Origin of the sequence: Pseudoduganella plicata (genome assembly GCF_004421005.1) — a bacterium.
Classification (GTDB): Bacteria; Pseudomonadota; Gammaproteobacteria; order Burkholderiales; family Burkholderiaceae_D; genus Rugamonas; species Rugamonas plicata.
This window is the reverse complement of the sequence record NZ_CP038026.1, coordinates 262,353-283,069: the sequence shown is the minus strand read 5'-3', so window position 1 is coordinate 283,069 and position 20,717 is coordinate 262,353. Positions and strand designations below refer to the sequence as shown.

13 protein-coding genes are annotated in these 20,717 nt (G+C 67.6%); 7 read left to right on the top strand and 6 right to left on the bottom strand.

Annotated features, from left to right (window positions below; translation table 11 throughout):
• Positions 1-76 precede the first annotated feature (76 nt).
• The 4 genes from E1742_RS01160 to E1742_RS01145 all read left to right on the top strand — a co-directional run bounded on the left by E1742_RS01160 (position 77) and on the right by E1742_RS01145 (position 7,473).
• Entirely contained in the window at positions 77-2,869 is a 2,793-nt protein-coding gene (locus E1742_RS01160; protein ID WP_166793380.1) for a response regulator, read from the top strand.
• Between the two features lie 17 nt (positions 2,870-2,886).
• Positions 2,887-3,216, top strand: a complete 330-nt coding sequence (locus tag E1742_RS01155) for a hypothetical protein (protein ID WP_134382974.1) — start codon at positions 2,887-2,889, stop codon at positions 3,214-3,216.
• A gap of 114 nt (positions 3,217-3,330) precedes the next feature.
• Positions 3,331-4,878 (top strand): GGDEF domain-containing protein, encoded by a 1,548-nt coding sequence (locus E1742_RS01150; protein WP_134382972.1) that lies wholly within the window; start codon positions 3,331-3,333, stop codon positions 4,876-4,878.
• Positions 4,879-5,103: 225 nt separating this feature from the next.
• Positions 5,104-7,473, top strand: coding sequence for a bifunctional diguanylate cyclase/phosphodiesterase (locus E1742_RS01145; RefSeq protein ID WP_166793379.1), 2,370 nt, complete (start codon positions 5,104-5,106; stop codon positions 7,471-7,473).
• 13 nt (positions 7,474-7,486) lie between these two features.
• On the opposite strand, the gene E1742_RS01140 is transcribed toward E1742_RS01145, so the two are convergent.
• Complete coding sequence (locus tag E1742_RS01140; protein ID WP_189569258.1) at positions 7,487-8,095, bottom strand: histidine phosphatase family protein; 609 nt, start codon at positions 8,093-8,095, stop codon at positions 7,487-7,489.
• Positions 8,096-8,262: 167 nt separating this feature from the next.
• Here E1742_RS01140 and E1742_RS01135 point away from each other — a divergent pair, with 167 nt between their 5' ends.
• On the top strand, positions 8,263-8,466 hold the full coding sequence (locus E1742_RS01135; RefSeq protein ID WP_134382968.1) for a hypothetical protein: 204 nt from the start codon (positions 8,263-8,265) through the stop codon (positions 8,464-8,466).
• On the opposite strand, the gene E1742_RS01130 is transcribed toward E1742_RS01135, so the two are convergent.
• The 3 genes from E1742_RS01130 to E1742_RS01120 form a co-directional block, all read right to left on the bottom strand.
• Complete coding sequence (locus E1742_RS01130; RefSeq protein WP_134382966.1) at positions 8,444-10,642, bottom strand: endonuclease; 2,199 nt, start codon at positions 10,640-10,642, stop codon at positions 8,444-8,446. The genes E1742_RS01135 and E1742_RS01130 overlap by 23 nt on opposite strands.
• A 150-nt stretch (positions 10,643-10,792) precedes the next feature.
• Positions 10,793-11,917 carry an endo-1,4-beta-xylanase gene (locus tag E1742_RS01125; RefSeq protein ID WP_134382964.1) on the bottom strand — a complete coding sequence of 375 codons (1,125 nt, stop codon included), beginning with the start codon at positions 11,915-11,917 and terminating at the stop codon, positions 10,793-10,795.
• A gap of 114 nt (positions 11,918-12,031) precedes the next feature.
• Positions 12,032-13,267, bottom strand: coding sequence for an ROK family transcriptional regulator (locus tag E1742_RS01120; RefSeq protein WP_134382962.1), 1,236 nt, complete (start codon positions 13,265-13,267; stop codon positions 12,032-12,034).
• Positions 13,268-13,812: 545 nt separating this feature from the next.
• On the opposite strand from E1742_RS01120, the gene E1742_RS01115 reads away from it, so the two are divergent.
• The gene (locus E1742_RS01115; RefSeq protein ID WP_134387906.1) at positions 13,813-16,866 is read left to right on the top strand and encodes a TonB-dependent receptor; all 3,054 of its coding nucleotides are present in this window, start codon (positions 13,813-13,815) and stop codon (positions 16,864-16,866) included.
• 269 nt (positions 16,867-17,135) lie between these two features.
• Positions 17,136-17,507 (top strand): DUF4406 domain-containing protein, encoded by a 372-nt coding sequence (locus tag E1742_RS01110; protein WP_134382960.1) that lies wholly within the window; start codon positions 17,136-17,138, stop codon positions 17,505-17,507.
• A 12-nt stretch (positions 17,508-17,519) separates the two neighbouring features.
• Here E1742_RS01110 and E1742_RS26540 read toward each other — a convergent pair whose 3' ends face one another.
• Positions 17,520-18,860 carry a calcium-binding protein gene (locus E1742_RS26540; RefSeq protein WP_371860247.1) on the bottom strand — a complete coding sequence of 447 codons (1,341 nt, stop codon included), beginning with the start codon at positions 18,858-18,860 and terminating at the stop codon, positions 17,520-17,522.
• Positions 18,779-20,239: a calcium-binding protein gene (locus E1742_RS01100; RefSeq protein ID WP_134382956.1), complete on the bottom strand. Its 1,461-nt coding sequence runs from the start codon at positions 20,237-20,239 to the stop codon at positions 18,779-18,781. Before E1742_RS01100 ends, E1742_RS26540 begins: the two co-directional genes overlap by 82 nt.
• Between the last annotated feature and the right edge of the window lie 478 nt (positions 20,240-20,717).

Here is a 20,717-nt window from a genome sequence, read left to right as displayed (position 1 = left end):
TATGTCCCGGACGGGCACCTCCCCGTCGGGTATGTCCCAGACCGGCATGTCCCGGACGGGCATGTCCCGGACGGGCATGTCCCCGCCCACGGTGTTACTGCTGCTGGGTACGCACCCGGACGAGACGGCGTTGCTGGGACATCCGCCCGGGGCCGCCATCAGGTACTGCAACGCGACGCAGGCACTGCCGGCCGACTGGCCTCCCGGCGGCAACGTGCCGGGGGTTTGCGTCATCGCGCCCTCCGTGGCCAGGCCAACCGTGCTGGCCCGCCAGCTGCGCCGGCAATGGCCGACAGGACGCATTGTGTTCCTGGCCAGCGACCCCGAGGGCCTGCGCGTCGAGCTGCGGCGCAGCCCGATGGTGGGTGATGCCGTCGTGCTCGACCCGCGCGATCCGTTGTTGCCACGCTACCTGGCCCAGGCTCTGCAGGCCACGGCCACCCAGCGGCGCCTGCGCACGACGCTCGACAAGGTCAACACGCAACTGGCCACCCGCGCTGTCGACAGCACCGCGCTGCGGCGCATGGTCATTGCCGAAAGCTATCTGCGCAATTTCTGGGAGCAGTCGCACGAGGCGGTGATCGGGCTCGATGCCAACACGCAGGTCGTCTACTGGAACCGCCGCGCGACCGAACTGCTGGGGGTGGCGCCGGCCGAGGCCACCGGCAGCTACGCGCACGAGTTGCCGTTCTGGAACAGTGAATTCGATGCGGCATTGGGCAAAATGTCCGAGACGGGGACCCGCGCCATCGTCAGCCTGCGCATCCTCGGCAACGTCGAGGCGACCGAGGTGACCGTCGTCGCCATCCGCGACGGCGACGCAATGGTGGGCGTGCTGCTGTCGCTGCGGCCGGCATCGGACGACCAGCGCGCGCTGCTGGCCGAGCGCGAGCGCAACCGGGCCGCCGTCGCGCTGGCACAGAACCAGTTGCGCCAGCTCAGCGCCCTGTTCGAACATGCGCCGGGCGTCATGGCCGTCACGGCCGGGACGGAACACGCGTTTGAAATGGCCAACGCATCGTTTGGCCAGCTGTTCGGCGTGCGCCCGGCACCGGGCGTCACCCTCGATATGGCGCTGCCGTGGCTGAGCGGCCAGCCGCTGCGGGCGCTGTACGATCAGGCCGCTGCCACTACCACGGAAGTTGTCGCCAGGGCGGTGCCCGTCACACTGCCAGACCAGCCCCACGCGCCGGTGTTCCTGAACCTCGTGCTGCAACCCGTGCCAGGGGGGGGCGGCGGCAGCCGCATCTTCCTGCAGGCGGACGACGTGACGGCGCAGGTGACGGCGGAGGCCACGCGCCAGCAATACCAGAAGGAACTGGAGGACGCCATCGAAGCGCGCACGCGCGAGCTCGAAGCGGCACAGGCCGCGCTGCTGCAGGCACAGAAGATGGAAGCGATCGGCAAGCTGACGGGCGGCATCGCCCACGACTTCAACAATATCCTGCAGGTCGTGGGCAGCAACCTGGAGTTGTTGTCGGGCGAGCACAGCGGAAACGCGTCGGCGCGGCAACGCATCGCCAGCGCCATCGCGGCCGTGGACCGGGGTGCCCGCCTGTCCGGCCACCTGCTGGCCTTCGCGCGGCGGCAGCCGTTGCAGCCGAGCGCGCTCGATCCCGGCGCCGTGGTGCAAGGGATGGAAGAAATCCTGCGTCGCGCCATCGGCGAAGCGATCACCGTGGAAATCTGCATCGCGCCGGATCTGTGGGCCTCCCAGCTCGACCGTGCGCAGCTGGAGAACGTCGTCCTCAACCTGGCGATCAACGCGCGCGACGCGATGGCGGGCGCCGGCAGCCTGACGATCGAACTGGAAAACGTCCGGCTCGACGCCCGCTACGCCCACACCCATGCGGAGGTGGGCAGCGGGGACTACGTGCTGCTGGCCGTTTCCGACACGGGCAGCGGCATGAGCGCCGAAACCCGGGCGCGCGCGTTCGAGCCGTTCTTTACCACCAAGCCGGAGGGCCAGGGTACGGGCCTGGGACTGTCGATGGTGTACGGCTTCATCAAGCAAAGCGGCGGCCACGTGGAGCTGTACAGCGAAGTGGGCCACGGCACGACCGTGAAGCTCTACCTGCCGCGCACGCAGCAGCTTGTCGAGGCGCCCGATCAGCGCGCGCGCGGGCCGATCGCGGGCGGAACGGAAACGATCCTCGTGGTCGAGGACGACGCGGCCGTGCGCGCGGCCGTCGCCGATCAGCTGACGACGCTGGGCTACACGGTGCTGCAGGCCGGCGACGCCGCCGGCGCCTGGCAAATGCTGGAGGCAGGCGCCCGTCCGGACCTGCTGTTCACGGACGTCGTCATGCCGGGCGCCCTCGGCAGCCCCGAACTGGTGCGCAGGGCAAAGGAACGGATGCCGGGGCTTGGCGTGCTGTTCACTTCCGGCTACACGCAGAACGCCATTGTCCACGGCGGCAGGCTGGATGCCGGTGTCGAGCTGCTGAGCAAACCGTACCGCCGCGACGAGCTGGCGCAGCGCATCCGCGCTATTCTCGACAGCCACACACGGGAACAACCGGCGCGATCGGATGCCGTTGCGCAACGGGTACTGGTCGTCGAGGACAATCCGGATGCGCAGGACCTGCTGTGCCAGATGCTGGACCTGATCGGCTATGCGGCGTCCGGCACGGGCTCGGCCGAAGGCGCGCTGGAACGCCTGGGCGCGTTCGATATCCTGCTCACGGACGTGCACCTGCCCGGCATGTCCGGCGTCGCGCTGGCGCAGCACGCGCGCATGCATCACCCGACGCTGCGTATCGTGTTCGTCACGGGCGCCGAGGCGCCGCAACTGCCGTTTCCCACCACGGCGCTGCGCAAGCCGTACAGCATCGACCAGCTGCGTCAGGCACTGGCAGCGGCAACATAACCCATCAAGGAGACAGCATGGCAGCGCAGTTCACTCAGTTCAGTTATGACGACATCACGGCCAGCGCGCTGCGCACGATCTCGGCCATTGCGGCACAGGCCCGCGCGGAGGAAGGCATCGATCCGGACGCCTGCTGGACCATGGCACGGGGCGCCTTCCGCGGCTGGTGCGAGCTGGTCGGCGACGCTGCCACGGAAGAGGACCGGGCCATGCTGGAGCAGCTATTTGAAGGCTTTCCCTTGCGCAATCGGGCCTGTGCCGAGGGCGCGCCGGGCAACTGGCGCCCCAGCCCGATTGTCGTGCTTGGCGCCGTGCAGCGAGACAACCGCGGGGCGCCGGCGCGGTAAACTTCGACGGCGGTTCCTGCTTGGTGGCACAATCTTGTCAAAGACAAAGTAGCAACCCCCAACAGGACGCCTCACTTGCCGCTCAAATCGCTCCGCCCGACCGCATCCGGAACCTTGCTTGCACCCGGAAAGCGGCCCGGTACGCGACCCGTCATCCGCCTCGTCATCCTGGCCACGGTACTGTCCTGTACGGTGCTGGCCGGCTGCTCCGCGTGGTTCATCTGGAATACCCGAGAGAACCAGATCCACCAAGCCGAAGTGGCCAGTTCGAACGTGGCGCGAATGGTCGGGGTGCAGGTGGAGTCGGCCTTGAAGACGGCCAGCATGGCGCTGGCCGATATCGCCGAACGCGTCGAACACGACGGCAACGACCCGGCGGCGCGCCGGCGCCTGGCCAGCCACCTGGCGGAGCTGGCCGACACCTTCCCCGAGCTGCACGGGCTGTTCGTGTATGGTCCGGACGGTGCCTGGCTGGCGACGTCGCTGCGCAGCGCGGTCAGCGGCAATAATGCCGACCGCGAGTATTTCCAGTACCACCGCAAGCATCCCGGCCCGGAGGTCCACATCGGCAAGCCCGTCAAGAGCCGCTCGACGGGCGTGTGGATCATTCCCATCTCGCATGGCGTGTACGGCCGCGATGGCACATTCCTGGGCGTCGCGGTCGTCACGTTGCAGGTCAATTTCTTCGAGCGCATCTACGACGAACTCAATATCGGCGAAAACGGCACGGTGGTGCTGATGCTGGCGGACGGCACGGTCGTCTACCGGCGCCCGTTCGATGACAAGCTGATCGGCACTGACCTGTCAGAAGGCAATATTTACGGGGAGCTGCGCAAGCGCAATGTCGGCTCGGCGTTTCTGATGGCGAAAGTGGACGGGCTGGAGCGGCTGTACAGCTTCCGCCGGCTCACCGAAGTGCCGTTCCTCGTCGCCGTCGGGCGCACCAAGTACGACATCCTGCATACCTGGCAGCGATCCAGCATGCTGATCGGCGCGGCAGCAGTGCTGATCAGCATCATGTTCATGACGTTTGGCGTCAGGCTGGTGCGCCAGATGGCTATCCGCGACAGTCTCGACAGGCAACTGCGCAGCTACTCGGAAGAACTGGAACGGCACAATGTCGGGCTGCTCCGGATCGCCCACACGGACAAGCTGACGCAGCTGGCCAACCGGCGCTGCTTCGACGAAATGCTGGAACAGGAACTGCGGCGCGCCAACCGCGACGGCATGCCCATCTCGCTGCTGCTGATGGACCTGGATTACTTCAAGCAGTTCAACGACACGTACGGCCACGTGGCGGGCGACGAATGCCTGCAAAGGACAGCGCAGGTGCTGGCGGCACAGGTCGCCCGCGCGGGCGACCTGGCGGCCCGCTACGGCGGCGAGGAATTCGCCATCATCATGCCCAATACCGACCAGGCCGGCGCCGCTGCCGTGGCCGAACGCGTACGCGCCGGCGTCCAGGCGCTGCACATCCCGCACCAGCATTCGCCCACGCAGACCGTTACGGCCAGCTTCGGCGTGGCCACACTGGCGCCGGACGGCAACCGCGTCCATAGCGTGGCCGACCTGGTCGACCGGGCCGACAAGCACCTGTACACCGCCAAGCGCACGGGCCGCAACCGTGTTTGCGCCGGGGAGGATGAGCACTCCACCCTGTGACGGTGGATGCGGTGGCGCCGCATCGACTGCAGCGGAACGGTGAACGCCACGAGCGTCCCGCCGAGGCGGGCTATCGGCTCGCGCATCCCGAGCAGGCTTCAGTGGCGCTGCCCCGGGCAATGACCGTGCGGCGTGCGCGCCGGCTGGCAGCAAATGGGACTATGATGAAACACGCCAGCCGGGTGGACCATCGGGGCCCGCCGGCACCGCGCGATGGAGGCCGGGATGAATCTTGCACCACTGCCCCTTGCCGTCTTTGTCGTCGATGCGGACGGCGCCGTCCTCAGCTGGAACCGGGCGTTCGAGAACCTGGCCGGCTACGGTCCTGATGACATGCGCGGGCGCAAGCTGGACGCCGTGCTGGCCCTCGACGACGGCGCTCCGCTGGCGCCCGCGCTGGCGGAAGTGGATATGACCGGCCAGTTGCTGTGCGCCGGGGGGCACCGGATGTCCGTGCGCCTGACGTTCGCGCCTCACTCGTTCGATACGGCGCCCGGCAATTACAGCGTTATCCTGCTGCCCCTGCCCGGGCAAGGGCCGCCCCGTTATGCGCTGCTGCAGGACTTTCCCGTTGCCGAACTGATCGAAACGCTGCCCTGCCTGTTCTATGTGGTCGACCGGAGCGGGCACCTGCTGCTGTGGAACCGCCAGGTCGAGAACGTGCTGGAGCGCACCGGCGAGGAACTGCCGACGATGAACGTGAGCGAATTCTTCGACGACGTCGAGCGCCAGCCCGTCATCGACAAGATCCTGGCGGCGTTCGAACACGGCAGCTCCTCGCACGAAGCGGACCTTGTAGGCAGGCACGGCAAGCGCACGTCGTTTCTGTTCAACTGCGCCCGTACCACGCTGGGCAACCTTCCCGTCGTGTTCGGCACCGGCCTGGATATTTCCGAGCGAAAGAAAACCGAGCAGGGCCTGCGCGTCAGCGAGCGGGCCATGTATTCCAGTGTCAACGCCATCCTGATCACGTGCTGTTCGCATGGCGAGAACCTGATCGAATACGTCAACCCCGCCTTCGAACAGATGACGGGCTATTCGCTGGCCGAGATCAAGGGCCGCGATCCCCGTTTCATGCGGATCGAGGGCTGCGACATGCACGAGCACCAGCGCATCCGCATGGCGCTGCGGGCCAAGCAGAGCGTACATGCGGTGCTGCGCAACACGCGCAGGAACGGCGAAGTCTTCTGGAACGACCTGCGGATCGATCCTGTGGTGAACATCGACGGCAAGGTGACCCACTTCGTCGCCGTCCTGAACGACGTGACGCAGGCGCGCCAGTACGAGCGCCGGCTGCACCACCTGGCCCACCACGACGCGCTGACGGGACTGGCAAACCGGACTCTGCTGCAGGAACGGCTGAAGATCGCCGTCGAGTCCGCGCAGCAAGGCATGCCGGGCGCGCTGGCGTTTGTCGACCTGGACAATTTCAAGCACATCAACGACACCTTCGGCCACGACGTGGGCGACTGCGTGCTGCGCGAGATCGCCAACCGGCTGCACGCGGGCGTGCGCGAACACGATACCGTGGCCCGGATGGGCGGCGACGAGTTCGTACTGCTGATTACGGAACAGGCGGGCGAAACGGTGGTCGCCGAACTGCTGGAGCGGCTGCGCCGCAACCTCGACCGGCCGATCGTCGTGCGCGGCAAGGAAGTCATCGCCGGCGCCAGCTTCGGCGTGGCGCTGTTCCCGCGCGACGGCGACACCGTCGACCGCGTCATGCGCGCGGCGGACTCGGCGATGTACCATGCCAAGACCCTGGGCAAGAACAATGTGCAGTTCTATTCGATCGGTCTGAACGAGGTCGTGCGCCAGCACCTGCTGCTGGAAGCGGGACTGCGCAATGCCATCCGCAACGGCGAACTGGCACTGGGCTACCAGCCCAAGGTGGACTTGCGCACGGGCCACGTCGTGGGGGCCGAGGCACTGGTGCGCTGGAACCATCCGGACGAAGGACTGATCGGCCCCGACAGGTTCATCCCCATCGCCGAGGAAACGGGACTGATCGTGCCGCTGGGCGACTGGGTCATCATGCAGGCATGCACGACGCTGCAGGTACTGGCAGCACTGGGCATCGCCGACTTCGTCATTTCCGTCAACCTGTCGCCGCGCCAGCTACGCCAGCGCCAGTTCGTCGAACACCTGGCCGCCACGTTGCAGCACTTCCACATCCATCCGAGCACGCTGGAACTGGAGGTCACGGAAAGCCAGCTGATGGACAATCCCGCCGATGCGCTCGAAGCGCTGGCGCAGCTGAAACATCTGGGCGTGCGCCTGTCGATCGACGACTTCGGGACGGGCTATTCAAGCCTGTCCTACCTGCAGAAGTTCCCCGTGGACGTGATCAAGATCGACCGCTCCTTCCTGGGCGATATCGCCGGCGAGGGCAACGCCGTCATCACCCGCGCCATCATCGCGCTGGGCCATAACCTGAAGCTGGAAGTGATCGCCGAAGGCGTCGAAACGCGCGAACAGCTGTCGTTCCTGCGCGACCATGACTGCGACCAGATGCAGGGCTATTATTTCAGCCCCGCCGTGCCCCGGGACATACTGCGCAACATGGTCTGCAGCGGGTTGCGCATGGCCGTGTGACGGCACCGTGCGACTACATCGACTGTACGGCATCCACGCTTTTCGGCATACCCAGGCGACCGACCACGGCCAGGGTGCCGTCGGGGCGCCGTGTTGCCACCAGCATCTCGCCCTGCGCCAGCCGGTCGCCCGTCAGCGCGCGGATATTGACGTCGTGCGTCACCAGCACGAGATTGCCGGGCGCCTGCCATGCCAGCACGCTCTGGCGCAGTTCGGCCAGCTTGCGGGCGCGGGCGGCGTCGCCGTCGTACATCATCGAATCGAGCATGGCGACCGCTTCGACCCTGCCAAAGGCGAGCCGCGCCGTGTCCTGGCAGCGGCACCAGCGGCTCGACAGTACCCGCGCCACCGGCACGCCGTGGTGGCGCACCGCCGCGCCCAGCGCCTGCGCATCGGCCCGGCCCGGTGCCGACAGGTTGCGCTGGGTGGCACAGTCGCCCAGTACGAATCCGGGCGGGTCGCCCAGTCCGGGTTCCGTTGCCGCATGCCGCACGACCAGTACGTGGCCGCCGGCCTGCAGGCGCTGCCACAGCTCGTCCGCGCTGGCCGCCGCGGGCTCCGCCGCCAGCAGGGGAAGGGCCAGCGCCATGCTGGCCAGGCTCAACAACAGTCGCGGGATCATGATGTTCTCCTTTGTTCATGTAGGCTGGGGGCGATGCGGTCCGTCAGGCGATAAGGTAAGCCGGTTGCGTCCGTTGCGGCGCAGTTTTTTTGGCGCCGTTGCGTAGGCGGCATCGCCGGACTACATGTGCTGCCTGCCAGCCGGCGCGCCGGCAGGCGCTGGTCGCCATGGCGGCCGGCCAGGCGTTGCTGGCGCACCCGCTGCCCGCCGTGCAGCGACTGCGCGAACGGGTGCCGGCACCGCGGGTTCCGGGCGGACAGCAGGAATGCAGGCGTCTGCCGAACAAGCCGGTCGTCGAAAACAACGACGGGAGCCGGGTGGCGATGGCGCTGCGTCCGGCCGCCGGGCTCAGCTCCCCAGACCCCGCGTAAAGTCGATGCGCCCGGCCCATTCGGGGAAATCGATCAGCGGATTGCGGTTGCCCTGCGTTTCAAAAATGGCCGCATTACGGTGCCGTTCGTACTCCGTGACGGGGTCGGCGGCGTGCCAGGCCAGCAGGATGGCGATACGGTCCGGCTGGTACTCATTGGCGGTGCGGTCGATCAGGCCCGGATAGCGCAGCAGGAAATACAGCGTGGCGCGGGCCACCGGGCCCTTGCCGTGGCCCGGTTCGAATTTGCCCGGCTCGCGTTTGCCGCAATCGTTGCGGATGACCTCGGCAAAGTCGGCGAAATCGAAGTAAGGGGTGTTGCCGCGGAAGCTGTTGCAGTCCATCTCGCAGGCAAACAGGTGATGCAGGTCGCCCCGCATCGGCTCGCGCTTGCCGAACCACGATTGCGGCACGACGTGCTCGCAGTTGTACGGCAGCGTCGCCTCCAGGAAGTCGTCGTCGAGCGGCATGGCCTCGGCCGTGCCGGGCCGCGGCAGCGCCACCGCCGCGCGCATCCGCTTGCGCTGCTCGTCGATGGCGAAATCCGCCTCGATCAACGCCTTCGCCTCCATGCCGGCGCCGGAATAAATGCTGAGGATATCGTCGCCGCCGCGCGTATGGCGCAGTTCGACCCAGGGATACAGATGCCTGGCGGGCGCATAGGCCGGCCGGCCCGTGTGGGTGCGCTCCAGCAGCTCGTGCAGCGCCGCGTGGGCGGCGGCCTTGTCGTCGGGCAGCGCGAACAGCGCGTAATAGGCGTCGCGGGCCGCCTTGTCCGCCCTGGCATCGTAATAGGGACGCTCGGCGGCGCGCGCCAGCTCGGCCAGTGCCACCGTCATGGCGGGCGGCGGGCCTGCGTGCGCCGTTGCCGGCGCTGTTGCCGACCCTGTTGCCCGCGTTACCGCCGGACTTGCCCCGGCGGCCGGCGGTGCGATGACCGGTGCCGGCGGCAGGGCCGGGGCAATGGCTGGCATACGGACCGGCGCGATGCCCGGCATGACGGGATGCACACCCTGCTGGACGGGGCCCAGTTGCGCCGTGACGGTCAGCGGAATCGTCCACGTTGCCGTGCCCGCGCCCGCCACCGGCGCATGGCCGCCTGGCGCCGCCAGCGGCATGGCCGGGCTATCGCTGCCCTCGCCCGCCACGGCCGCGTCCAGCGCAGACGGCGGCGCCAGGTTCAGCAGATCGTCCCGCAGCGCTGCCTGCGCCGGCGGCAGGTCCTGCGCCGCAATATATCTAACGAGGCTGGAGACGCGGATCCCTTCGTTGGCCACCCACGCGATCAGGTCCGGGTCCATGCCTTCCCGCCATACGCTGCCGTCGCGCGTCAGCAGCCGGCCTTCGCTGTCGCGGCGGGGGACGCCCGCATGATGCAACGCCACCACTTCCCACTGGTCGTTGAACACGGGCGAGCCGGACGAGCCCGGTTCCGTGTCGGTCACGTAGTGGGCGTAATCGTCGAACAGGTCGACTAGTTCGTTGGAGCGCAGCACCAGCTGCTTGGCTTCGCCGCGCGGATGCTGGACGATGTTCAGGCTTTCGCCCAGCAGCACCTTGCCCTGCGTGCCGATCAGCCGCGACCAGCCATAGCGGTCCAGGGCGACGCCGCGGGCGGAACGCCCGGCCACGGCCACCAGCGTGAAGTCCAGCTCCGCGCTGGTCATGAAGAAGCGTTCCGGCTCCAGCGCAAAGCCGACCACGGGCAACGGCCGGCCGGAGCGGTCGTTCTGGTAGTCGAATTCGACCTCGCTGGCGGCCGCCACGGCCGCGCTTTCCAGCACGTGGTGATTTGTCAGCAGCAACGTGGGCGACACCATGAAGCCGGTGCCGTACCCGATCGAGCGCCCCAGCGCCGAGCGGATGTTGATGCGGCCGACAAAACGGGCCACCGCCAGCGCCAGCTCGACGAAATTCATGTCGAGGAAATCGGGATTGCCCTGCACGCGCTCCAGGCCGATCGACTCCGTCAGTGTTGCCTTGCCGCCGGCCGTTGTGGCGCACGGTGCGCCGGCCTGCACCGCCTGCGCCAGGCGGCTCAGCCGTGCCTGCACCCGCTCGGGCGACTCGGCCTCGATGGCCCTGCCGGAACGGATCCGTTCCAGGTTGGGCGTGCGCACGGCGGCGCGGCGATGCCAGCGCTCTCCCGCCGCCACGGCGATATTGGTGAAATCCATGCTGTGCTCCCGAATGTTCCGCAATGCAAGGACGCTAGCGTCCTGCAACCCATGGTTTGATTGTAGGCGAAACAACCAGCACAAGATGTACCCGACTGTATTGATTTGTGTCGGACGTGCGTCATATGGGTTCGCACAGAGGCGCGGCGGTCACGCGGTACGCGGCGGCATGGCCCGGAACGCATCCCGGATGGCATGCAACAGCGGCTTGGCAGCGAGCCGGTCGTCGAACGGCGTGCCGCGCATCGTCAGGCCGTCCTTGCGCGGCGCTTCGTCCCACGTGCGCAGCCAGCTGACGTGGTCCGCCATGCCCCACATGACGAAGTCCGTTACCTGCGGGTAGCTCAACGTGAGATCCAGGTAGTCCCTGGCCAGGGCAGCCACGCCGGCGTCGCGGCTGGCGATATCGCCGGGCAGCGCACGGTCGTTGACGTCGAACTCCGTGATCAGCAGCTTGTAGCCCATGCCCGTCACGGCGTCGAGGAAGCGGCGCCATTCCCGCTGCGGGTCGCGGCCGTCGCGCACGTCGTCCCATGAGCCGATATGGCTTTGCAGGCCGACGGCATCGACCGGCGTGCCCTTGCGCCGCAACGCCGCCAGCAGCTCCAGCACGCCGGCCCGGTGCTTCGCGCTGCCGGCGTCGCCGCGCATGTAGTCGTTGTACACCAGCTGCGCGTGCGGCGCGCCCTCGCGGGCCAGGCGGAAACACAGGTCGATCTGCTCGATGGCGCCGAGGTGGCGCGTGAAGACGTTGGCGCGCAGTGCGCCGTCGGCCGGATCGACGGCTTCGTTGACGACGTCCCAGCTGTACACGTCGCTGCCGAAGTGGCGCGTGACCGTGCCGATGTGCGTCTTCAGCAGCCGCTCGGCCTCGCGTGCCGGCCGGGCGCCGAAGTCATGCCCGTTGACCCACTGCGGCAGCCATCTGGCCGGCTGCCAGACCAGCGTGTGGCCGCGCCGCTGCAGCCCCATCCGCCCGGCCCAGCCGAAGATGGCGTCGGCCGGGCCGAAACGGAACGTGCCCGGCGCTGGCTGCAGCGCCTGCCATTTGGTTTCGTTCTCGCAGACGACGACGCCGCACTGGCGCGCGACGACGTCCGCGTAGGCGGCATTGCCGAGGCTGTTCGGCGTGTCGGCCAGCGCGCAGCCGACCCGCAAGCCCTTGCGGGCCGCGACCGACTTCAGGGTGTCGACGGTTTCCACGGCGTGGGCGAATGGCGCGGGCAGTGCGGCGGCGGCAAGCAGCGCCAGCGTGTGGCGGCGGCGGGTATCCATGGGTGTCTCCTCGTTATAGGGTGCCGGCACTCATGCGGTGCGGTCATGACGATGTTATACCAATCGCGCATGCCGTTCGATGTTAGCGAAACCAACGAGGTGGCCGGGCGGCCTTCACGAAGCGGCCGGGCCCTGCCGTGCCTGGCCCCGGTAGCCGATATCGTCGAGCGGGCGCGTGATGCGGTGCCGTGCCAGCGCCGCGCCGCCCACGGCCACGGCATCCCTGCCGAAATGCGACGTGCGGATGGCCGGCGCCGTCAGCATCGCCGCGTCCGCATACCCCGCCAGCACGTCCCGCGCCGGCGCGATCAGCGCGTCGCCCAGACCCAGCGCGGTACCGCCGATGACGATCGCCATGGGGTCGAAACTGGCCCACAGGTTATTGAGCAGCACGCCGAGCTGGCGACCGGCGGCGGCCACCGTGACACACGTGCCCGGCTCGCTATGCTCGACGCGATCGAACAGCGCTTCGAGCGCGGCGAAGCTGGGCCGCACGTCCCCCAGCAGCGCGCTCAGGCCGATCAGCGCGTCGGCGCAGCCGCGCCGGCCGCACGAGCACAGCGGGCCGTCCGCCTGCAGGATCGCGTGGCCCACCTCGCCGGCAAAGCCGTGCAGGCCGGTCAGCAGCCGGTCGCTGACAATGACCCCGGCGCCCACGCCATAGCCGATCGACAGGTAGATCAGCGGGTCGGTGGCCGACTGCGGCGTGAACTCGAACTCGGCCAGCGCGGCGACGTTCGCTTCGTTCTGCATGTACAGCGGCACCCCGTCCAGCAGCGTGCCGGCAAAGCGCGCCTCGACCAGCGCGCCCACCGCCACATTGCGCCAGCCCAGGTGCGGCGCGTGCCGCAGCATGCCGGACGCCTCGTCCACGGCGCCATGCAGCCCGATGCCGATGCCCAATACGCGGCGCGGGCCGCCTGCCGTGCCAGGGCGTTCCAGCCGCCGCGCCACGCGCACCAGGCCAAGCGCGACCAGGCGGATGCAGGCGGCGGCGTCCGGCACGTCGTCGTACGGGATCACGAGCGAATCGAGCACGTTTCCCAGCAAATCCGTTGCCACCACGCGCGCCTCGTCCACGCCCACATCCGCGCCCAGCAGCGCCAGCCGGCCCGGGTCGAGGTGCAGCGGCGTGGCGCGGCGGCCGACCTCCCCCGTCGTGCGCAGTTCGCTCTCGGCCAGCCAGCCTTCGTCGACCAGTTCGCGCACCAGCAGGCTGACCGTGGATTTCGTCAGCCCCAGCACGTCGGCCAGCGCCGCGCGCGACAGGCCAGGCTGGGTACTGATCTGGCGCACCAGCGCCATGCGATTGAGCTGCTTGAGCAGTTGCTGGTCACCGGTGACGGGCATGTGGGGAACGGAGAACGGACATGTGAGGATTATGCAACACCGGCGGGAGCCGCGGCGGATCAAATTGGTGCGCGTTCCGGGACGTTCCCAGGGGCGCGCAACAGCCAATCATTACGTAATGTCAGGAACGCGCGCGGTGAAAGTCGTTGATCGCGCTCTGAAATCGTTTTCTCAACGATTTCCCGAACGTACGGTATGCAGCCCGGCGCTCGGAACCCGCACCCGGGCATGCACTGAACAGGCGCCGCCACGCCATCATTACTAAACAATTTAAATTGTTCGTTCGATTGACCAATTAATCGCAGCTTCTTACTCTCCTGCTATGGCGTTCGACAGCGCGAGTCCGGAAGACTCGCCCCGCCGCACACGGACCCGGGACAGGGCCGGCGCGGTGCGCGAACGCGATCCCCCGCCGGCGCAGACCACAACGACAGCGACGCCACGCGGGGACAGGTGACCAGCACCATGCAGCACCACCGCGGCACTGCCGTCCCTCCGGGCCGGCAGGCCATTCGCGCAACAGAGAGGAGACACTCGTGCCACAAATGAAAAAGGGGTTTTCCCCGCATCCGACCACCCGCCATCGCCTGATCACGCTGGCCGTCGCCGGCGCCTGCGCGGCGCTGGCGGCACCGGGCCATGCCCAGCAAGCCGCAGGGGGCCCGAACGGGCTGGCCGTGCCGTCGGCAAGCGAGCCTACGACCGGGCAGGCCACGACCGCGCAGACGGCGGCGCCGCAAACAAGCGGCGACGCCATGGACGCGCCGAAGGTCGTCGTCAAGGGCATCCGCGCCAGCATGCAATCGACGCTGAACCTGAAGCGCAATTCCGACGGCATCGTCGACGGCATCGTCGCCGACGATATCGGCAAGTTCCCCGACACCAACCTGGCCGAATCGCTGCAGCGTATTTCCGGCGTGTCGATCGACCGCAACCGCGGCGAAGGCGCGCAGGTGACCGTGCGCGGCGTCGGCCCCGACCTGAACATGGTGCTGCTGAACGGCCGGCAGATGCCGACGTCGAACCTGGCCGACCAGGCCGGCCGCGCGTTCGATTTTTCCAACCTGGCCTCGGAGTCGATCTCGCAGATCCAGGTGTACAAGAGCTCGCGCGCGGACACGCCGCCGGGCGGCATCGGCGCCACCATCAACATCATGACGGGCCGTCCGCTCGACCTGGGCAACACGGCCAGCGTCGGTGCCAAGGTGGTGTACGACACGTCCAACCGCCACCTGCCGCAGGAGGACAAGGCCAACCACTCGTACACGCCGGAGATCTCGGGCATCTACAGCACCACCTGGAACGACGGCATGTTCGGCGTGGCGGTCAGCGCCAGCTACCAGGAGCGCAACCTGGGCGTCAACACGGCGTCGATCACGAATGGCTGGCAGGGCCCCTTCCGCGGCGACGAAACCGGCCGGGGAACGATCCCGCAGCCAGGCACCCTTGGTGCCGGCGACATCACCAACCGGCCGGACCCGACCGACGTCTATTCGGTCCCGCAGAATATCTCGTACTTCATGCGCGGCACCCAGCGCCAGCGTACCAACGGCCAGCTGACCTTCCAGTTCCGCCCGAACAAGGACCTGACGACAACGCTGGACTACACCTACTCGCAGAACAAGGTGCAGACCAAGTACCACGAGTTGTCCGCCTGGTTCAACTTCGGCCCGTCCGTCAGCAACTGGACCGACGGCCCCATCGCCGCGCCGCTGCAGTACCAGGAGAACGTGGCGAACCAGGATATCGCCATGAACGGCGGCGACTATGCGACGAAGTCCGAGAACAAGTCGCTCGGCTTCAATGCGCAGTGGAAGGTGTCGCGCGACCTGAAGTTCAGCTTCGATGCGCACCACTCCACCGCGGTATCGAAGAAGGACAGCCCGTACGGCTCGGAAAACGACCTGGCCACCGTCAGCTTCAGCCGCGGCAACACGCGCGTCGACTTCACGGATGAGATGCCGGTACTGTCGATCGAAGGAGCGGGCTTCCATCGGGCGCCGATGCAGGTGTCCGGCTCGTGGTTCAAGGATGGCTACCAGAAGATGGAAATCGACCAGGCCCAGGCCAGCGGACGCCTGAACCTGTTCGAACGGTCGGCCCTGAACTTCGGCCTGTCGGCCACGAATGTCGAGAACCGCTCGGCGTTCCAGCAGGTACAGCGCGACACGTGGGGTGGCGCGACGACGCCGGCCGACTATCCGCAGGACCTGTGGCGCGCAGACTCGCTGGGCCAGTATTTCAGCAAGCTGGGCGGCTCGGGCAACCCGGCGCTGTTCCAGCAGATCCACCTGTTCGACTTCGCCGCGATGCGCCAGCGCGCCATCGAGGCAACGGGGCTGCCGGCACTGTACACGCCCAGCCTGGCCGACCCGGATTACGACCGCCGCACGACGGAAAAGAGCCGTGCCGTCTACTTCCAGTTCAATACCGACTGGGATACGGCGATGCCGATGCACACGGGCCTGGGCTTCCGTTACGAGAAGACGGACGTCACGTCGACCGCCCTGTCGCAGACGGTCGGCGGCGTCAACTGGGTGTCGCAGAACGAGCTGCCGTTTGTCTTCGCCGGCAAGGAGTTCACGACCCTGACGGGCAAGTATCACAACATCCTGCCTAGCCTCGACTGGGACATGGACGTGCGCCCGGACTTCAAGGTCCGGGCCAGCTATGGCCACACGATCGGCCGGCCGCGCTACGACCAGATCCAGGGCGGCACGACGATCAATCCGACCGGCACCGTCAACGGCGGGACGGGCTCGCGCGGCAACCCGGCGCTGAAACCGGTCAAGTCGAAGAACCTGGACCTGTCGGCCGAGTGGTATTACGATCGCCAGAGTGTCGTGTCGCTGGGCCTGTACTACAAGAAGCTGGACAACTACGCGGGCCAGACCGTGATGGAGGAGGTGTCGCCGAACGTGACGACGCCGGTGGGCGGCAGGTACTGGAACGCGGCGCTGGCTTCCGGCTGCATCGCCACCGACACCAACTGCCTGCGCAACTTCATCTTCAAGAACTTCGACGGCCAACCGGGCGTGACGCGCGGACCCGACAACGCCGCCGGCAACGCGACGGGCACGATTGCCGGCATCCCGGGGGATCCGAACGTCCATTACGACATCACGACGTTCGTGAACGAAAAGGCGGCCACGCTGAAGGGCGCCGAGATCAACGTGCAGCACATGTTCGGCAACAGCGGCTTCGGCATCCAGGCCAACTACACCTATGTGAAGTCCGACCTGACATTCGACAATGCCGGCAAGGGCAACCAGTTCGCGCTGGTGGGACTGTCCGATTCGGCCAACCTGATCGGCATCTACGAGGATGCGAAATGGTCGATCCGTGCCGCCTACAACTGGCGTGACAAGTTCCTCTCGTCGGTCACCGACCAGGCCGGGTCGAATCCGCAGTACGTGGAACCGTATGGCCAGCTGGACCTGTCGATCGGCTACAACGTCACGCCCAAGCTGGCGCTGTCGTTCGAAGCCATCAACGTGACGGACGAGACGCAGCGCGTCCATGGCCGGCACGAGCGGATGGTGCTGTCCGCAACGCAGGGCGGGCCGCGCTACATGATCGGAGCGCGCTACAAGTTCTGACGCACCCCGGGCGCATCCCGGGGCTTGCCATCCCGGGTGCGCCCGTTCCGACTCGTCGCGCCGGCGATGGCACGGCGACGCGCGTGACGGCGTGGGACGGCGCCGGCGGCGTGACCCCGCCCCAGCAGCGCCAACAGTGCGTGAGATGGGCCGGCCGAAATCGTCCAGCCTGTCGAACAAAAAATATCGTGCAACATCGTGCAGGCTCACTACATATCGTGCATTATACGGACGGTCGCTCTTCCACCGCCACCTCCGAAAGGTATCCCATGCACGCACCACAGCCAAAAACCATCCTGATCGCAGGCCCCTACCGCAGCGGTACGGACGGCGATCCCGTCCGCATCGCCGCCAACCTGCACGCGCTCGAGCGTGCCGCCTGGGACATCTACCGCAAGGGTCACGTGCCGCTGATTGGCGAATGGGCGGCGCTGCCGCTGGCGCAGGCGGCCGGTCTGTGCGCCGACGGCGCGGCGCCTGGCGAATTCCTGTATGCCGTTGCGGCGCGCATGCTGGCCCGCTGCGACGGCGTGTACCGGATTCCCGGCGCTTCGCAGGGGGCCGACGGCGACGTGCGGCTGGCCCGCGAACTGGGCCTGCCCTGCTGGTTCAGTCTGGACGAAGTTCCGGCGGTAGCCTGAACCGCTGCGCCGTTACAGCAGCTGCGGGTCGAGGCCGAACGCTGCGGCACGGATCGTGTCGTACAGCGGCGACAGCATGGTGACGCCGCCATGCGCCGCCATGTCGACCGCCAGCACACCGCCCAGCGCCGTATTGGCGGCAATGCCCTGCGCCGCCGCCGACAGTTGTGCTTCGATGGCCCACGCGCCGGTGCCGGGGCCATGGGCCGCATCGAAAGCCGCCACGACGGCGTGGAAGTCGTACAGGTGCGCGCCGTCGGCACCGATCGTCTGCAGGCGCGCGATGCCCTGGGTGGGCTGGATGGCCGCATACCAGTCCTTCAGCGTCACCGAATCGGCGCCGCCCGACGCCAGCACCAGGTCGGCGCCCGCGTGGCTCAGCGTCAGTTGCGCGATGTCGATGCCGACGCCCAGCGACAGCGTGGCGCCGCTGCCGGCGGCCTTCAGTGTGTCGGCACCGTCGCCGCCGTTGAAACCGACGATGTCGCGCGCGCCCGCGGTGACGGTGTCGTCGCCCTTGCCGCCATGCAGGTAGTCGGCGGCGGCGCCGCCCGTCAGCGTGTCGTTGCCGGCGCCACCGGCCAGCAGCACGCTGCGCGTGCCCGCGGCGAGCTTGTCGTCGCCCGCCAGGCCGGACACCAGGTAATGCTCCTGCGCCGCCGTCACCGTGTCGGCGGCCGCGGTGCCCGTTACCACGCCGCTTACCTGCGCGGCCGTCAGCACGGAGCCGTCGGCAAACTGCAGGCGCTCGACCGTTTTTGTCGCCGCATAAAACCAGTCGGTGATCGTGATCCGGTCGCTCTGCGGCGCGATGCCCGCGCCGCCGATCGTGAGCACCAGGTCGTTCCCGCTGCGGCCGAACGCCAGGTCGCCCTGGACAATACCGCTGCCGAAGACCAGCCGGTCGATGACGGCCGAGTTGCCTGTATCGACGATGGTATCGCGGCCGTCGCCGCGGTTGAAGAAGTAACTCGTGGCGCCGGGATTGCCGACCAGGTGGTCGTCGCCGGTGCCGCCGGTCAGCTGGGCGTTGCCGCTTGCCCCGCCGTAGCCGCCGCTCAGCGTGTCGTTGCCGCTGCCGCCGTCGACCGTGCTGTTGGTCGAGGCGTAGAAGCGCACGATGTCGTTGCCGTCTCCACCGCGCAGCACCGGCACTTTCTGGCCGCCGTCGAGGGTATCGTTCCCCCCGCGCCCGTCGATGAAGCGCGTGTAGTCGGTCTGGGCGATGCTGTCGTTGCCGTCCGTGCCCATGACGAAATTGCCCAGCTCCGTCACCTGCGCGGTGGTGAGCCGGCTCCCGTCCGCGAACGCCACGCACTCGATGAATCCCGTTCCCGGCCAGAACCAGCGCAGCGCGCGGATACTGTCCGGCGGCGCGCCGCCGCTGCCGCCGATCGTGACGGTGAGGTCATCGCCGTCGCGCCCGAACGCGACATCGGCCAGTGCGACCCCTGCCCCGAACACCAGGCGGTCGGGCAGGCGGTCGCCGTATGCATCCCGGATGGTGTCGTTGCCGTCGCCCCGATCGAACAGATAGATGTCCCTGCCGGCCGACCCGGTAATCGAGTCGTCGCCCAGGCCCCGACGACGGTGGCCTCCTGCGCACGGATCTGCGCACCGAGGATGGTGTCGTTGCCGCTGCCGGCATCGACGTACATGGGCACGACAGGGAGGTAATCGACAATATCGTTGCCTGCCAGCGCCTCGACCCGCCAGATGTCGTCGTCCGTGTACAGGAAGTCATGCGCCGCGGTGCCGCGCATGATGTTGGCCAGCGTCGTGACCTGCGCCGTGTCGAGCACGGTGCCATCGTCGAAGGCGAACGATTCGATGCAGCGGTTGACGTTCTCGCCGAACCAGCGTTCCACGAGGATGCCCTGCGCGGCGGCTGAATCGGCCGGACTGGCCGGATCCCGGACACGTATCCACAGCATCGTGCCCTGCTTGGTAAAGGTGACATCGGCCAGCGCGATCCCGGGTCCGAACCGGATGCGGTCCGTGCCGCCAAGGTCGCCCACGCTGTCGTTGCCATCGCCCAGGCCGAACAGATAGACGTCGTCGCCGGCGCCGCCGCGCAGCCAGTCGTCACCCTTCCCGCCCACCATCAGGGCGCTACCGTTGACGGGCGTCTCCGGCTGGTCCGGATTGGCCGAGAAGGCGATGCCAAGCGTATCGTTGCCGGCGCCCCCCATCACGGTGCTGTGCCCCAGCTCGGCATAGTAGACCTCATCGTCGCCGTCGCCGCCGTCAAGGAAATCGATGCCGCCATCGCTGTCGGTGATGACGTCGCGCCCGCCCAGGCCGAAGATCGCATCGTTCGTCGACCAGTCCGCCGCGAGGCCCGTCACCTGGTCGTCGCCATCGGACCCTTGCAGCGTGAGCTGCGCGAGATCGGCGGCAGCCAGCACGATGCCCCCGCCGAAGCCGATATCGCGCACGCCTGCGCCGGCGAACTGGCCCGTCACCGTTACTACCTCGTCCGTTCCATAGAGGATGCACAGATCATCGCCGCTGCGCGTCAGGAACACGTTCCGCACCGCCGTATCCGGGAACAACAGCTTGTCCGCACCCCAGGCCGCGACGGTCAGGTTGCCTTGTCCCTGCAGAACAATCTGCGTTGTGCCCGGCGCCGCCATGCCCGCCCGCATGCCGATACCCGGTTCGTCCGGGCTGCCGTCCGGTTCCATACTGATCCACGGGGTTTCGGGGCCCAACCTTTTGCTGTATGCCATATCTTTCCTTTACGTTTCTGTGCCCGTCGGTGTCGCGGCCGGTTTCAATCGCATTCGATACAGACGGATATGCGGATAAATAAACATGGCCGATTGTGGGTCCATTTCCACGTGGCACTATCAATAAACATCAAGGAATTATTTTTTCGGCTGCCTGGGCGGTGCATTCGCTCGCCGGCGGCTGTCTGCAAGTGGCATGGTCGGTCTGTTTCTCCAACAACAAATCGTTTTGCCATGAGTGCGGCGGCCAGTTTTCCGCGCCGGCAGACCGGCCCGATGCATGACCGCAAGCGTACCACTTGCTGGCCTCATGCGAACTGGTACTAACGATATAACAAAATGTCCGATTTGAGACACCCGCGCCCGGATCGGCTGACATGCCCCATGCCGGGGCCACCGGGCCGCGGTCCACCTTCCGTCAAGCGCCTCGAGGCGCCGTGTGAGCCGATTTCTAATACGCAACTGGTATTAGCGCGGC